Annotated in this window: 14 protein-coding genes; 6 read left to right on the forward strand and 8 right to left on the reverse strand. The window is 68.9% G+C overall.

Annotated elements, in window-relative coordinates; translation table 11 throughout:
• Nucleotides 1–161: 161 nt before the first annotated feature.
• Nucleotides 162–1,250, forward strand: a complete 1,089-nt coding sequence (locus QK288_RS05125; RefSeq protein WP_281266728.1) for a DUF6177 family protein — start codon at nt 162–164, stop codon at nt 1,248–1,250.
• Nucleotides 1,240–1,587, forward strand: a complete 348-nt coding sequence (locus QK288_RS05130) for a hypothetical protein (protein WP_281266729.1) — start codon at nt 1,240–1,242, stop codon at nt 1,585–1,587. Before QK288_RS05125 ends, QK288_RS05130 begins: the two co-directional genes overlap by 11 nt.
• Nucleotides 1,588–1,633: 46 nt before the next feature.
• Here QK288_RS05130 and QK288_RS05135 read toward each other — a convergent pair whose 3' ends face one another.
• Nucleotides 1,634–3,589, reverse strand: coding sequence for a cytochrome c oxidase assembly protein (locus tag QK288_RS05135; protein WP_281266730.1), 1,956 nt, complete (start codon nt 3,587–3,589; stop codon nt 1,634–1,636).
• 154 nt (nt 3,590–3,743) lie between these two features.
• A complete protein-coding gene (locus tag QK288_RS05140; RefSeq protein ID WP_281266731.1) occupies nt 3,744–4,847 on the reverse strand; it encodes a GNAT family N-acetyltransferase in 1,104 nt (367 codons plus the stop codon).
• A gap of 86 nt (nt 4,848–4,933) precedes the next feature.
• Here QK288_RS05140 and dcd point away from each other — a divergent pair, with 86 nt between their 5' ends.
• The 3 genes from dcd to QK288_RS05155 all read left to right on the forward strand — a co-directional run bounded on the left by dcd (nt 4,934) and on the right by QK288_RS05155 (nt 6,464).
• A complete protein-coding gene (gene dcd / locus QK288_RS05145) occupies nt 4,934–5,521 on the forward strand; it encodes a dCTP deaminase (RefSeq protein ID WP_281266732.1) in 588 nt (195 codons plus the stop codon).
• 101 nt (nt 5,522–5,622) lie between these two features.
• A complete protein-coding gene (locus tag QK288_RS05150) occupies nt 5,623–6,138 on the forward strand; it encodes an XRE family transcriptional regulator (protein ID WP_281266733.1) in 516 nt (171 codons plus the stop codon).
• A complete protein-coding gene (locus QK288_RS05155; RefSeq protein WP_281266734.1) occupies nt 6,135–6,464 on the forward strand; it encodes a HepT-like ribonuclease domain-containing protein in 330 nt (109 codons plus the stop codon). Before QK288_RS05150 ends, QK288_RS05155 begins: the two co-directional genes overlap by 4 nt.
• Nucleotides 6,465–6,690: 226 nt before the next feature.
• Here the strand turns inward: QK288_RS05155 and QK288_RS05160 are convergent, their stop codons facing one another.
• The 5 genes from QK288_RS05160 to QK288_RS05180 all read right to left on the reverse strand — a co-directional run bounded on the left by QK288_RS05160 (nt 6,691) and on the right by QK288_RS05180 (nt 13,522).
• Entirely contained in the window at nt 6,691–7,797 is a 1,107-nt protein-coding gene (locus QK288_RS05160) for a sugar-binding protein (RefSeq protein ID WP_281266735.1), read from the reverse strand.
• A 63-nt stretch (nt 7,798–7,860) separates the two neighbouring features.
• Nucleotides 7,861–9,153, reverse strand: a complete 1,293-nt coding sequence (mmsB, locus tag QK288_RS05165; protein ID WP_281266736.1) for a multiple monosaccharide ABC transporter permease — start codon at nt 9,151–9,153, stop codon at nt 7,861–7,863.
• Nucleotides 9,150–10,673 carry a multiple monosaccharide ABC transporter ATP-binding protein gene (gene mmsA, locus QK288_RS05170; RefSeq protein WP_281267661.1) on the reverse strand — a complete coding sequence of 508 codons (1,524 nt, stop codon included), beginning with the start codon at nt 10,671–10,673 and terminating at the stop codon, nt 9,150–9,152. The genes mmsB and mmsA overlap by 4 nt, the downstream gene beginning before the upstream one ends.
• Before the next feature lie 557 nt (nt 10,674–11,230).
• Nucleotides 11,231–12,253, reverse strand: coding sequence for a LacI family DNA-binding transcriptional regulator (locus tag QK288_RS05175; protein ID WP_281266737.1), 1,023 nt, complete (start codon nt 12,251–12,253; stop codon nt 11,231–11,233).
• A gap of 213 nt (nt 12,254–12,466) precedes the next feature.
• Nucleotides 12,467–13,522: a magnesium and cobalt transport protein CorA gene (locus QK288_RS05180; RefSeq protein WP_281266738.1), complete on the reverse strand. Its 1,056-nt coding sequence runs from the start codon at nt 13,520–13,522 to the stop codon at nt 12,467–12,469.
• A 288-nt stretch (nt 13,523–13,810) separates the two neighbouring features.
• Here QK288_RS05180 and QK288_RS05185 point away from each other — a divergent pair, with 288 nt between their 5' ends.
• On the forward strand, nt 13,811–14,248 hold the full coding sequence (locus QK288_RS05185; protein ID WP_281266739.1) for a hypothetical protein: 438 nt from the start codon (nt 13,811–13,813) through the stop codon (nt 14,246–14,248).
• Nucleotides 14,249–14,325: 77 nt separating this feature from the next.
• On the opposite strand, the gene idi is transcribed toward QK288_RS05185, so the two are convergent.
• A complete protein-coding gene (idi, locus tag QK288_RS05190) occupies nt 14,326–14,859 on the reverse strand; it encodes an isopentenyl-diphosphate Delta-isomerase (RefSeq protein ID WP_281266740.1) in 534 nt (177 codons plus the stop codon).
• Nucleotides 14,860–14,875: the final 16 nt, after the last annotated feature.

A 14,875-nucleotide genomic window follows, 5' to 3' on the forward strand; every position in this document is an offset into this window, starting at 1 on the left:
GCCAGCCGACCGCGTGCCGTGTGCCGCCGTGCCGGGGCTGACCCGAGCCTCCCGTCCGGTGCCCGTGTCTCTTCTGTGAGCCCGCCCGCCTGACGGACAGGTGTCGGACGCGTGTGTACCGTCCAGGGAGTTCCAGCGACCCTGAACCGAGGAGGACCCGGATGGTCAGACATCCCCTCATCGACGACGTCGTCGGCCCCGCGATCGTGGTCGACTCCGACTCGCAGGTGGTGTGGCTGACCGAGGCGCTGGCCTCGCTGCTGCGGCGTGCGTCCGCGGCCGAACGCATGGTCGTGCTCCGGACCGGGCCGCAGGCTGCGCTCACGCCGGCGCTCCGCCACGCCCTGGGCGTGCACGGTGCCGCGTGGGCGGTGCGGGACTTCGACGGGACCCTCCGCGACGGCCGGACCGGTGTCCGTGCCGCCGGCGTCGAGGACTTCGTCGAGCGCGGGCCGGAACTGCTCGGGACACCCTCCCCTGAACACCCGGTCGCCGGTGACTCGGTGCGCCAGATCAGCATCGACCTCACGCTGCGCCACCACGACGAGCGGGCGATCGACATCGGGTCCGCGATCGAGGCCCTGTGCCACACGGTCGGTACCTGTCCGACGCGCTGGGGCACAGCCGAGCCGTTGTCAGTGCCGTGGGACCGCTGGGTCGTCACGCAGTACGCCAAGCACGAGTCGCCCGGCGTCAGTACCTCGTACGCCGTCGGCGACGGCTTCTCCGCGACCATGACCGCGCACCTCACCGACGGCGTCGTCATCGAGACCATGTCCGCCGTCCTGACGATCCCGGAGGACGGGGCGGACCCGGAGCTCGCGGACCGGCTGCTCGAGGCCGTGCACCGCGTCGCCGAGGACGTCGTCCCGGTGTTCGGCGTCGTCATGCAGCGGCGTGGGGACGCCGACCACCTCGTCCGTGCCGTGTCGCACGGCGAACCGGCACCGCTCGCCGTCGTGGTCGGACCGGAGGCGGCCGGGTTCCTCGACCGAGGTGCCGTGTGGCCGCCGCCGCACACCTCGACCTCGACGTTCGGTGCCGGTGCTGCGGTCGACGGAGGCGGGCAGGGACTCATCGTCCGGCTCGAAGACGGCTGGACGGCGCTCGAGTCGTTCCTCGACCGCATCGACGAGGACCGCTTCCTCCAGCTGGTCGGCGGCGCTCCGCTCGACCCGGCGCACGACGAGGGAACGCTCGACGGGCACGTCGGTGCCGGCGGTCGGCACGGTGGCATCGGTGCCCCGTGACGTGACCCTGCTCTGCCGGGAACAGGTGGAGATCCGCGAGGTCGCCGAGGCGTTGCTGCTCCACGACGACACATGGGGTGTGCGGGCACTCGACGACGGCCCGATGATGCAGGTCTGTCGTGACCAGGAACACCCGGTGATCACGGTGCTCGGCGTCCGCCGGGTCGACTCGTTCGACGAGGTGGAGCGGATCCTCCCGGACGCCCCGACCCTCGGGACCCCGCTGTGGTGGGTGGACACCGTGACCCCTGCCGGGTCGGACGGCGAGTCGGGGATCGCGGCTGCGCTCGAGGCCGCACTCGACCTCGACGCGGTCTGCATCGTCCACGGTGACTGACCGGCGGCCAGCCGGACCCCGGTAGCGGACAGCCCGTGCGGCCGTGTCAGTCGCGGTTCATCGCGGACAGGCGCTCGTTGTACGCCTTCAGCTCGGCGTCCCCGTCGCGGTCGGCCTGGCGGTCGAGGCGCTTCGCGTCGCGCTTGTCCGACTTCACCCAGTTCCGCACCACGAGCAGCGCCACGAACACCATCGGCAGCTCGGACGCACCCCACGCGATGCCGCCGCCGGTGTGCTGGTCGGCGAGGAGTGCGGCGTCGTTCGTCTGCCCGAGGGCGTGGAACCAGTCGACGGCGTAGATCGACTCCGACGTCATCACGGCGACACCGAAGAACGCGTGGAACGCCAGGGTCGCGAGCAGGGCGATGATGAGGATCGGGTACTGCGGGCGCTTGGGACCGGGGTCGATGCCGACGAACACCCAGAAGAACAGGTAGCCGCTCAGCACGAAGTGGACGACCATCGCCACGTGCCACTCGTGTGACTGCATGGCGGCCTGGAACGCACCGGTGAAGTAGAACACCACGAGGGATCCGGCGAAGATCACCCCGGCGACGGCGGGCTTCGCCATGAACTGCATGTACCGCGAGTGCACGAACAGCATGAGCCACTCCCGGGCGCCGCGCGAGCCGTCGTTCCGGACCGGCAGGGTCCGCAGTGCGAGCAGCACCGGGCCGCCGAGCACGAGCGGCAGCGGCACGAACATCATCAGCAGCATGTGCTGGATCATGTGCGACGAGAAGTGGATCATGCCGTAGACCGACGGACCGGCCGAGGTCGTCCAGATGAACACCGCGCAGCCGAGCAGCCACGAGATCGTCCGGCCGACCGGCCACTTGTCGCCGCGCTTCCGGAGCTTCCGGACGGCGACGAGGTACCAGCCGGCACCGACCACGGCGAGCGCGAGCCACACCCAGTCGATGTGCCACTGCGTGAGGAAGGTGTGCAGTGTCTGCGTCGGCGGGTACGGGTAGCCGATGAGGCCCGAGCGGGTGTCCTCGCCGGTCTCCGGGGTCTGCGGGATCGGCGGCTGGCTCCGGGACACCGCGACGGAGACGCCGATGGCGACGGCCATGAACACGATCTCGGCGAGGGCGAACCGGGTGAACGACCGGCGGTCGAGCGGGGAGCGCAGCAGTGCCGGCACGAGCTTCCGTCGCTGCACGACACCGGCGAGCCCGAGCAGGATCAGGATCGACGCCTTGACGGTGATGAGCCAGCCGTAGGTCGTCGTGAACAGGTCGAGCGGCCCGGTCAGACGGAGCGAGGCGTTCACGATGCCGGAGAACGCCACGGCGGCGAACGACCACCCGGCGAGCGTCGAGTACCGGGCGACCATGCGTCCGGTCGCGCCCTTCGTCCTGGTGCGCAGTGCGACGACCGCGACGAGCCCACCGGCCCACACGCACACCCCGATGAGGTGGATCGCGAGGGAGTTGACCGCGTTGGCGTGCTCGAGGGACCCGGCGGCATGGCCGGAGAGGGCGAGGGGGAGCAGCGCGAAGAGCCCGGCGACCGTCGCCATGGCGAGTGTCGTGACCCGGGTCGCGAACGCCGCGAGCACCGTCGCGATGAGGATCGCGGCCGCCGACACGACGAGCGCCTGCCCGATCTCGACCTGGAACGCGAAGAGCATGAAGTTCCGCGCGAACACCGAGTTCGTCAGCGGGACCCCGAGGGTGTTCGCCCCGGTGAAGACCAGGCTGACGACGGCGGCGAGGAACCAGATCGCTCCGGTCGTCGCCGCCCACCGAACCGCCCGGTGCTGGACGCTCGACATCGCGCCGTGGTCCTTCTTCTGCGCGGGCAGCGCGAACGCGGCGACGATGAGCAGCCCGATCGTGAGCGCCGCCATCGTGTCGTGCACCACCCGCGCGACGGGGAGCCCGTACTGCACGAGGTCGCCGGCCGACACGAGCTGCTGGCTCGCCGTGAACGCGCCGGTCACGGTCATGCCGAGGATCGAGCAGCCGACCGCGAGCGGGATCGCGATGGCGAGCACGGTCGCGACGGTGGATGTACGAGCGGTGACGGGCGCCGATTCCGGCGCCGAGCCTCCAGGCTGTGTTTCGGGTGACGTGACGGTCATCGACCTGTTCCGGGGACGCTTGCGTCCGCGAGACCGCGGACCCTCCATGGTAGGCGCTGCCGACTGATCACACCTTGCGCTCCCAGATCCCCTCGCTGCCGACGCCGACGAACCCGACCGCCTCGTTCACGTCGAGCATCGGCCGGTTCTCCTCGGCGTTGAACGTCACGATGGACGGGTGCCCCGGGTGGTCCCGCTCGATCGTCTCGATCCCGACGACCTTGAGCAGCCAGCCGAGCCGGTGCCCGCGGTGTTCCCGGAGGACGAGCGTGTCCCACTGGAACACGGGCTGATCGCGGTCATCCGGCACGGACAGCTGCGTGAAACCCACCAGGGTGGTGCTCGGGACGTGTTCGACCGCGACGGTGAGCAACGTCCTGGGGGAGTCCTCGAGGTGTTCCTCGTGTTCCTGCAGCCGCTCGACGGTCCACACGTCCTCCGGCTCCTCCATGTCGCCCTCTGGTGCGTCGGTGCTCATCCGGGTCTCGAGCAGGGCGATGCCCGCCTGCCACTCGGTTGGCGTGCGACCCGTCCAGGAGTGCACGCGGTAGTCGGGACCTGCCGCGGTCGACGCCCGCTCGTGCAGGGTCTGCACCACCGAGTGGTCTGCCGGCAGCGCGAGCCGGCTGATGCGGTTCACCTGGCCGAAGCGCCAGCCTCGGCCGGTCAGGAAGCGGACCCCTGGCTCGTCCGCGGGGACGGCGCCGAACCCGGTCGGGGCGACGACGTACCCGGGGCCGGCAGCGGGACCGACCTGCCGCGAGACGGCGTAGGTCTTCCATTGGGTGCGGCCCTCGGCGCGGGCGATGCCCTCGATGTGGTCGGCGAGCAGCGTGCCGATCCCGCGGCGACGGTGCTCGGGGTCGACGCCGATCGAGATCCAGCAGTTCGGCGTGCCCTCGGCGGTCTTCGAGTCGTACGCGCCGGCAGCGACGACGATGCCCCCGTCCTCGGAGTCCGCCGTCTCGTCCCGGACGACGAACAGTCGGCTCGGTGCCTCCGGGTCATGCTGCAGGGGGAGCTGTTCCTCGGCCTTCCAGGCGAGCTCGGCGAGGCCGTGGACGGCGACCTCAGAGCGGTTCGACACGTCGACCCACTCCTGGAACGCCCGCACCTTCGCACGGTCGTCGGTCATGGTGGCGGGGACGTCGAGTTCGACGACGCGGTACACGGTGGTTCCTTCCGCCGCCCGTGCCGTCTGCAGGGCAGCCGAGCAGCATATCGGGGGAGCGCCTGTGCCCGCTAGGATTCCGTACCGTGCTGCTCTCCGACCGCGACATCACCGCCCAGCTCGCCGCAGGCCGGATCGGCCTCGATCCCCGCGATCTCTCGCTCGTCCAGCCGTCGAGCGTCGACGTACGCCTCGACAAGTTCTTCCGGCTGTTCGACAACCACAAGTACCCCCACATCGACCCGGCCGTGGACCAGCCCGACCTCACCCGTCTGGTCGAGGCCGACCCGGACGAGGCCTTCGTGCTGCACCCCGGTGAGTTCGTGCTGGGGTCGACGTACGAGGTCGTCACGCTCCCCGACGACATCGCCGCCAGGCTCGAGGGCAAGAGCTCGCTCGGCCGTCTCGGACTCCTGACGCACTCGACCGCCGGGTTCATCGACCCCGGGTTCTCCGGCCACGTGACCCTGGAGCTCTCGAACGTCGCGACCCTGCCCATCAAGCTCTGGCCGGGCATGAAGATCGGGCAGCTCTGCTTCTTCCAGCTGTCGAGCCCCGCGGACAAGCCGTACGGCTCCGCCGAGTACCAGTCGCGGTACCAGGGCCAGCGTGGCCCGACACCGTCGCGGTCGGCGCAGAACTTCCACCGGACGGACGTCTCCGTCCGCGACTGACGACCTCGCGGACGGCCCACACGCCCCCGATCCGACACGCAGGGCAGAACGATCGGTGCGCGAGATGATACGAAATTTTTCATCTTGTGTATCGTGGCGTCATGTCAGGTGTCCTTGCACGACCCGCGGACCGACTGTCCGCGGCCGACCTCATCCGTGACGCGCGACTCCGTGCCGAGCTGACCCAGGTCCAGCTCGCGAAGCGGGCGGGCGTCACGCAGAGCGTCATCAGCACCTACGAGAACGGTCGACGCGAGCCGTCCCTCGCGGCGCTCCAGCGGTTGCTCTTCGCCGCGGGCTTCATGACCGTCATCGACCTGGAGCCCGTCGCCGATCCGCCGCCGCTCCGCGAACGGGTCGCCGCCGCCCGACTCGAGCTGCTCGAGGTCATCACGCGACTCGGCGGGATGAACCCGCGGCTGTTCGGCAGCGTCGCCCGGGGCGAGGACGGTCCGGACAGCGATGTCGACCTGATGGTGGACCTGCGCCCGGGGCTCGGGATCTTCGCCCTCATGCGCATCCAGGACGCCGCGGAGCAGGTGCTCGGCGTGCGCGTCGACGTCGTCGCGGCGGCCGGCATGAGCGAGGACGTCGTCCGGGACGCGGTGCCGCTGTGAACCGCGACGTCCCGGAGCGGCTCGACGACGTCATCCGGGCGTGCGGGGTCATCGACCGGTACGTCTCGGACACGTCGCTGCCGGAGGACCTGGTCTACGACGCCGTCCGGATGCGCCTCGTCGAGATCGGCGAGGCCGTGCGGATGCTCCCAGTGGCGGTGACGGCTGGCGAGCCGGGCATCCCGTGGTCGCGCGTCTCGCTCCTCGGCGAACGACTCACCCGGCGCTACTTCGACACGACGCCGGCGATCGTGCTCGGGACCGCGCGGGTGGACGTCCCACACCTCTGCGAGGCGGCCCGCCGCCTGCGTGCCCGCCACGGCTAGCCCCGGCTCGCGCGCTCCGGACGGGAGGCTCGCGGCGGGCCCGCCACGAGCCTCCCGTCCGACGGTTGGTGGCGGCCGCTGGTTCGCACCCCGGTGCGGACATCGCGCCCCGTCGCGAACGGGCGCGATGTCCGTGGCCGGGCGCGACGCCCCGGGCCGTCGCGCCCCGAAACGGGACAGGGCCCCGTCCGCGATGCGGACGGGGCCCTGTCGGGTGCTGTGTTGCTTACTTGCCGGCCTCGGCCAGCTTCTCGAGGGTGTCGTTGCCCTTGTAGGCCTCGACCGCGTTCTCCTTGGTGACGAGCACCGGGGTGAGCTCGATCGCGGGGACCGTCTTCACACCGTTGTAGTTGTTCGTCTTGTCGATCTTGGTGTCGGGCTTGTCGCCCTTCGCCAGCGTCGAGACCAGGTCGACGGCCGCCTGGGCCTCTTCCGTGGTGTTCTTGTAGATCGTCGAGTACTGCTCGCCGCTCATGATGAGCGGGATCGACGCGGTCTCCGAGTCCTGCCCGGTGACGACGGGGTTGTCCTTGCCGGCGGCCTTGGTCGCGGTGAGGATCGCACGGGCGAGGGTGTCGTTCGGCGACAGGACGCCGTCGAGCTTGGTGTCACCCGTGTAGTACTGCGACAGGAGGTCCGTCATGCGGGACTGGGCCTTCTGCGCGAGCCAGCCCTGCGTGTTGACCTTGCCGAACGTGGTCTGACCCGAGACGACCTTGAGCGTGCCGTCGTCGATCTTCGGCTGCAGGACGCTCATCGCACCGTTGAAGAACACCGTCGCGTTGGCGTCGTCCGGCGAACCGGCGAAGAGCTCGACGTTGTACGGCCCGCTGCCCTTCTTCTCCTTGAGGCCCTTGAGGAGCGCGTTGGCCTGCAGCTGGCCGACCTTGTAGTTGTTGAACGCGACGTAGTAGTCGACGTTCTTGGTGTTCAGGATGTTGCGGTCCCAGGCGATGACGACGGCACCAGAGGACTTCGCCGACTTGACCTGCGAGGTGAGCTGCGAGCCGTCGGCCGCACCGATGATGACGGCCTTCGCACCCTTGGTGATCATGCCCGAGATCTGCGACTGCTGGTCCGGGACGGGGCTGCCGGCGTTGGCGTACTGGATGTCCGCCTTGAAGCCGGCGTCCTCGATCGACTTCTTGAACGCGGCACCCGCGAGGACCCAGTTCTGCGAGGTCTTCGCCGGGAGCGCGACGCCGATGAGGTCGCCCTTCTTGATGGTCGCGTCGGAACCGCTGCCGGAGTCCGAGCCACGTGCGGAGCAGCCGCTGAGGGCGAGACCCGCGATGAGCGCCAGGCTGAGGCCGGCGACGATCTTCTTGCGCATGTGATTGCTTTCTCTTCGTTGAGGAGGGATGGGGCCGGAGCCCCGCTGTGGGGAGTGGGTGAGCTAGGGGAGGGTGATCTTCTCGGGCTGGTCCTCGATGGACTTCGGCTGCTGCGCGGCCACCGTGTTCTGTTCGGTGTCCTTGCGCTGGAACTGCCGCATCATGCCGCCGATCAGGGACGGACGCCCCTGCGACTTCGAGTAGACGTCGAAGGCGACGGCGACGAGCAGGACGAGACCACGGATGATCTGCACCTTGTTCGACTCGATGCCCATGAGCTGCAGGCCGTTCGACAGCAGCGCCATGACGAGACCACCGATGATCGACCCGGAGATCGTGCCGACACCACCGGCGACCGCTGCACCACCGACGAACACGGCGGCGATCGCGTCGAGCTCCCAGCCGGTGCCGTCAGCAGGGCCGGAGGCGCCCGAGTACCCGACGAAGACCATGCCGGCGATCGCGGCGAGGACGGACATGTTCATCATGACGAAGAAGTTGACCTTCTTCGCACTGACGCCGGAGAGGACCGCGGCGTTGGCGTTGCCACCGACGGCGTAGACCTGGCGACCGAAGATCGTGTTCTTCGTGACGAAGCCGTAGATGATCGTCAGGACGCCGAGGATGATCGCGACGATCGGGACCGAGGTGCCGACGGGGCCGGCGGCGAACAGGTACGTCGCGACGAGCGTCACGGCGACGAGGACACCGGTGCGGACGATCGAGACCCACAGCGGCGGGACCTCGGCCTGCATCTTCCGGCGACGGGACCGCCCGCGCGCCTCGATGATGATGAGCGCCGCGACGGTGACGAGACCGATCAGGACGGTGCCGTTCGAGAACGGGGTGCCTGGTCCGAAGTCCGGGATGAACCCGGCGCCGATCGTCGTGTAGCTGTCCGGCACGGGGACGGATGTCGAGTTGCCGATGATCTGGTTCGCACCACGGAAGATCAGCTGACCGGCCAGCGTCACGATGAACGCGGGAACCCGGACGAACGCGACCCAGAAGCCCTGCCACGCACCGATCAGGGCGCCGCACACCAGGCCGAGGACGATCGCGGCCCACACCGGGAAGTGCCACACGGCCATCGACTGGGCGACGACGATGCCGACGACCGCCGCGACCGATCCGACCGACAGGTCGATGTGGCCGGCGATGATCACCATGACCATGCCGAGCGCCAGGATGAGGATGTAGGAGTACTGCAGGAACAGGTTGATGACGTTCGTGGGCTCGAGGATGAGCCCGTTCGTCGTGACCGAGAAGATGGCGAGGATCGCGATCAACGCGATGATCATGCCGTACTGGCCGATGCTGTTGCCCTTACCGAAGAGCAGTCTCAAGTTCTTCATTTCGCGAGTGCGCCCTTCCGCGCGGAGGTCATGCTGCGCATGAGCGTTTCCGGATCGGCCTGGTCGGCCGGTACGTCGTTGGTGATCTGGCCCTCGAAGATCGTGTAGATCCGGTCGGAGAGGCCCAGGAGTTCCGGGAGCTCGGACGAGATGAGGATGATGCCCTTCCCCTCGGCCGCGAGCTGCTGGATGATGCCGTAGATCTCGAACTTCGCGCCCACGTCGATGCCGCGGGTCGGTTCGTCGAGGATGAGTAGGTCCGGGTCGGTGAACATCCACTTCGACAGGACGACCTTCTGCTGGTTCCCGCCGGAGAGCTTCCCGACGTTCTCCTCGACGCTCGGCACCTTCGTGCGGAGCAGCTTCCGGTACTTCTCGGCGACGTCGTACTCCTCGAGGGAGTCCACGACGCCGGCCTTCGAGATCTTGTGCAGGTCGGCGGACACCGTCGAGCGCTTCACGGTGTCGAGCAGGTTCAGGCCGAGTGCCTTGCGGTCCTCGGACACGTAGCCGAGCCCGGCGTCGATCGCCTGCTGGACGTTGTTGAGCTTGATCTCCTGGCCGTCCTTGATGACCTGGCCACCGAGGAACGTGCCGTAGGAGTGGCCGAAGATGCTCATCGCGAGCTCGGTGCGGCCGGCGCCCATGAGCCCGGCGAACCCGACGATCTCGCCGCGCTTCACGTGGAAGTTCGAGCCCTTGCAGACCAGGCGCGACGAGTCGAGCGGGTGCTGCACGGTCCAGTCGCGGACCTCGAAGAAGGTCTCGCCGATCTTCGGGGTGCGGTCGGGGAAGCGGGACTCGAGCGAGCGGCCGACCATCCCGCGGATGATGCGGTCCTCGTTGACGCCGTCCGCCTTGACGTTGAGCGTCTCGATGGCCTTGCCGTCACGGATGATCGTGATGCTGTCGGCGATCTGCTCGATCTCGTTGAGCTTGTGGCTGATGATGATGCTCGAGATGCCTTTGGCCTTCAGACCGACGATCAGGTCGAGCAGGTGCTGCGAGTCGTTCTCGTTGAGCGCCGCGGTGGGCTCGTCGAGGATGAGGAGCTTGACGTCCTTGTGCAGGGCCTTGGCGATCTCGACCAGCTGCTGCTTGCCGACACCGATGTTCTTGATCTGCGTGTCCGGGTCGTCGGCGAGGCCGACGCGGGCGAGCAGGTCCTGGGCGCGGAGCTGGGCCGTGGTCCAGTCGATCGCCCCGAAGCGGCTCGGCTCGTTGCCGAGGAACAGGTTCTCGGTGATCGAGAGCTCCGGGATGAGCGCGAGCTCCTGGTGGATGATGACGATGCCGGCCTGCTCGGACTGCTTGATGTCCTTGAAGCGGACCTCTTCGCCTTCGTAGACGATCTCGCCCGTGTAGGTGCCGTACGGGTAGACGCCGGACAGGACCTTCATGAGGGTCGACTTGCCCGCACCGTTCTCCCCGCAGATCGCGTGGATCTCACCGGCGCGGACCGTGAGCGAGACGTCCGCGAGGGCCTTGACACCAGGGAACTCCTTGGTGATCGACCGCATCTCGAGGATGGTCTCGGGTGCGGTGATCGACCGGGTCTCGAGTCCGGTGTCGATCGGGTTTGACGCCACTGTGCATCTCCTTCTGCCGCTTCGGTGCGGCAGTCCTTCGGTGGTTCTGCGAGCGGCAGCGAAGGCACAGAGAGTCTGTGTGGACTTCGTTGTCGCGTCCGGTGTCCCAGTCTGTGTGACGGTCCATGTGAACGGTCACATCGGCTGGAACGGAGGTAATACTACGCACGGCGTCGGCGCGGGTGTCAATTCGGATTGGTCGCGTTTCGGTAACGGCCCGCAGTTCCGCGCCGTCGGGCCGCACGGTGACCCTCGATGTGGGGTCGCTTCCCCGGCGTGGCGGGCATCGGACGGGAGGCTCGTGGCGGCCTGGCCACGAGCCTCCCGTCCGCCGTTCTGGCCGGTCTCGGCGGTGGGCCGAATCGCGCGTAGGGAGCCGAATCGCGCGTAGGAGGTCGAAAATTCCGACCTCCTACGCGCGGAACGGCCTCCTACGCGCGGAACGGCCTCCTCCGCGCGGAACGGCCTCCTACGCGCGGAACGGCCCGCTACCCGCGGTGCCGCGGCGCGCTCGTGGAGGCGCGGACCACCAGCTGGGGGACGATCTCGATCGGGCGGAGCACATCGCCCTCGTGGGGGAGGAGCAGGTCCACGCAGCGTCGCCCGAGCTCCGCGAAGTCGACCTGCACGGTGGTCAGCGGCGGCCAGAAGTGCTTCGCCTCCGGGATGTCGTCGTACCCCACCACGGACAGGTCTCCCGGCACGTCGAGCCCGTACGACCGCGCCGCGTGCATCACCCCGAGCGCCATGGCGTCGTTCGAGCAGAACACCGCCGTGCAGTCCCGCCATCGAAGGAGCTCGCGGCCGGCGTGGTACCCGAAGTCCGCGGTCCAGTCGCCCAGGATCGGCGGCTGCACGGGCTTGTCGCGGTCGGACATCTCGCGGAGGAAGCCCTGCATGCGGGCGTCGGCCTCGATCCAGTCCTGCGGTCCCGCGATGTGCCTGATGTACTCGTGGCCGAGGTCGAGCAGGTGTGCCGTGGCCAGGCGCGCGCCCTCCATCTGGTCGACCCAGAGCGCCGTCGGGTCCTCGCCGATGCTCGAGCGCAGGGTGATGTACGGCGTCCGGACGCCGAGCTCCTCGATGAGGTCGAACACGCGCTGCTGCGGCGCGATGACGATCATGCCCTCGACGTCCTGGTCCAGCAGGTGCCCGAGCCCGTCGCGTACGGCGGCGTCGGTCGGCTCGGCGATGTTCGCCGTCGTGACCGAGTACCCGCGCGCGACGGCCGAGTCCTCGATCGCCTGCATCGTGACCGCGGGGCCGTAGTGCGAGCGCTGTGCCGTCAGCACCCCGATCGTCCGGGTCCGGCTGGTGACCAGCGCGCGTGCTGCGCGGTTCGGCCGGTACTGCAGCTGCTCCATGGCAGCGACCACGCGCTCCCGTGTCTCGGCGCGGATCGCGTCCGAGTTGTTGAGCACCCGCGACACGGTCTGGTGCGACACCCCGGCGACCCGCGCGACATCGCGGATGGAGGGCGATCGCGGTTGCTGTGCCCGCGTCGACGCCATTGCTACTCGTTCCCGCTCGGTCTGCTGGCACGCCCATGTGCACGTTCACATTCCGAGCCAGATCATTATGCACGTCCGGATGCTCGGCGCCACCTGAGTTGTCGTGCTGCTGATGCACCCCCGAGCGCCTGAGACACCTCCGAGCTGCTGAGACACCCCCGATTCCGGAGGTGTCTCAGCAGCGGGGCGGCGTTTCGGCGGGTCGGCGGCGCGTCAGAGCCAGTTGCGCTTGCGGAACACCACCCACAGCACGCCGGCCAGGGCGAGCATCGCGACGATCGCGGCCGGGTAGCCGTAGCGCCAGTGCAGCTCGGGCATGTGGTCGAAGTTCATCCCGTACACGCCGGCGATGAGCCCGGGCGCGAACAGGATCGCCGCCCACGATGAGATCTTCTTCACCTCTTCGCCCTGCTGGTGCGCGGCACGGGCGAGCTGCCGGCTCTCCTCGCCCTGCGCCAGGCTCGCGCTCGTCATCCGCCGCATGGCCTCGTTCTGCTCCTGCGACACCAGGGTCGAGTGCAGCGTCAGGGCGTTCTCGAGCAGGGCGCGGAACGAGTCGATCCGCTCGGTCACCCGCAGCGCGTGGTCCATCACGTCGCGCAGCCGGTGCTGGACGTCCTCGTCGACGGCGTACTTGTCGGCGCCGCGGAGCAGCCCCTTCACCATCGCGGGGACCGGCTTCGTCGCACGTTGGAACGCCAGGACCTCGCTGAGGAGCTGGTAGATCCGCTTCGAGACGTCGGCGGCGACATGGCCGGCGAAGAGCTGGTCCTCGATCTCGTCGATCTCGTCCTGCAGCACCTCGACGACCGGCGCGTAGCCGTCCACGACCTCGTCGAGCACCGCGGCGGTGACGGCTTCCGAGCCCTTCGCGAGGAACTCGGGGTCCTGCTCGACGCGTGCGCGCAGGGCGGCCAGGTCCGGGCGGTCGGCATGCCGGACACTCACCACGAAGCGGTCGCCGACGAACAGGTGCACCTCGCCGAACTCGACCGTGCCCTGGTCCGCGTCGTACCAGGCCGGACGCAGCACCACGAACAGGGTGTCGCCGTAGCGCTCGAGCTTGGCGCGCTGGTGGCCCTTCATCGCGTCCTCGACGGCGTTCTCGTGCAGGTCGAACTCCGTCGCGACGGACTCGAGCTCACGTGGGTCCGGGCGCAGCAGCCCGATCCACGCGAGGTCGCAGTTCCGTCGTGCATCGAGCGACAGGGTCGATGACGACTCGACGCGACGTCCGTCGACGTAGATCGCGTTGTCGATCATTGCCATGCTGTGCTCCTTCGGTCGGGAGCAGGCAGGCGCGAGTCCGCGCGGGAGAACCGCTGCGGGCCGGTGGATCTAGGACACGGGCACGGGGGCGACCGGAAGGGTCAGCCGGCCCGCGCGAGGATGGTCACCCGACATCGCGCCTCACCTGCCCTTCTGGTTCGTCCTGCGCCGCGGGGTGTCCCGCGGCCAACCGCCGAGCGTACGCCTGTCGTCCGCGATTCCCAAATACTCCCGGGTGTGCTGATGTTTCAGTGTGACATCTCGGTCACGCTGATCGAAGGAGATCTGATGAAGGCATCACTCGTCCGGAACGGCCTCGTCGCGTCGGCACTGTCGGCGGCCCTGCTCGTGGGCATGACCGCGGGGCCCGCGGTCGCAGATTTCGCACCGACCGCCACCGGCAGCTTCGAGGTGAGCTGCGGCAGCCCCGGCGGCGGAGCGAAGGTGTCGTGGGAGCGCACCGGCACGACGTACCGAGCGACCATCGACCAGTACCGGCTGTCACCGGCCCACGGCAACACGAACTCCGATGGCGAGGTGACGCTCGAGGTCAACGGAGGCGCGTACGTCCAGAAGACGAAGTTGCTGTCCGATGGCGGATGGCACGGTCTCGGCGCCACGGTGACGGCGAACGTCGCCAGCGGGGCATCGATCGAGAACGCCTTCACCTTCGTCTACCAGGGCTTCCCGTCCTACCCCTCGTGCAAGGCGTCGAAGTGGCTCTGACCTCGTTGTGAGCCGGACCGTGGCGTCGGGGCCACATCCCCGGACGCCACGGTTCGACGTCGCAACCCCGCTGGCGGTCAGTCGAGCGCGCGGACCGGCAGTTCGGCGAGCTGCCAGCCGAGCCACGGGCTGAACGCGAACGGCGCTGCCGAGACCGCGGCGCGCAGCTTCTCCTCCGAGAGCCACACCCACTCGGACACCTCGTCGTCGGCGGGCTCCGGGTCGTGGTCGGCGACCGCACGGAACACCGGGCAGACCTCGTTCTCGACGATGCCGGACGCGTCGACCGCGCGGTAGCGGAAGTCCGGCAGGACCTCCTCGATGCCGTGCAGGGTCATGCCCAGCTCGCGTGCGGCCCGGCGGGCGATGGCGTCCTCGAACGACTCGTCGGGACCGGGGTGTCCGCAGAACGAGTTCGTCCACACCCCCGGCCAGGTCTTCTTCGCCAGCGCACGACGGGTCACGAGGATGTCGCCCGCGTCGTTGGTCACGTGGCAGCTGAACGCCAGGTGGAGGGGCGTGTGGTCTGTGTGCACCGTGAACTTGTCCGCCACGCCGATCGGGGTACGGTCGTCGGCGAGTAGCACCACGGTTTCCGGGAATTGGCTCATCTGTCTCGATAGATTA

The sequence above is a fragment of the Curtobacterium sp. 9128 genome (assembly GCF_900086645.1).
In the GTDB taxonomy this organism is placed as follows: Bacteria; Actinomycetota; Actinomycetes; order Actinomycetales; family Microbacteriaceae; genus Curtobacterium.

Bases quoted from the DNA above. Each gene is read 5' to 3' on its own strand.
- QK288_RS05150 (WP_281266733.1), top strand. From the start codon at position 5,623: ATGTCAGGTGTCCTTGCACGACCCGCGGACCGACTGTCCGCGGCCGAC.
- QK288_RS05160 (WP_281266735.1), bottom strand. From the start codon at position 7,797: ATGCGCAAGAAGATCGTCGCCGGCCTCAGCCTGGCGCTCATCGCGGGT.
- mmsA (WP_281267661.1), bottom strand. From the start codon at position 10,673: ATGCGGTCGATCACCAAGGAGTTCCCTGGTGTCAAGGCCCTCGCGGAC.
- mmsB (WP_281266736.1), bottom strand. From the start codon at position 9,153: ATGAAGAACTTGAGACTGCTCTTCGGTAAGGGCAACAGCATCGGCCAG.
- QK288_RS05180 (WP_281266738.1), bottom strand. From the start codon at position 13,522: ATGGCAATGATCGACAACGCGATCTACGTCGACGGACGTCGCGTCGAG.
- QK288_RS05185 (WP_281266739.1), top strand. From the start codon at position 13,811: ATGAAGGCATCACTCGTCCGGAACGGCCTCGTCGCGTCGGCACTGTCG.
- idi (WP_281266740.1), bottom strand. From the start codon at position 14,859: ATGAGCCAATTCCCGGAAACCGTGGTGCTACTCGCCGACGACCGTACC.
- QK288_RS05125 (WP_281266728.1), top strand. From the start codon at position 162: ATGGTCAGACATCCCCTCATCGACGACGTCGTCGGCCCCGCGATCGTG.
- QK288_RS05175 (WP_281266737.1), bottom strand. From the start codon at position 12,253: ATGGCGTCGACGCGGGCACAGCAACCGCGATCGCCCTCCATCCGCGAT.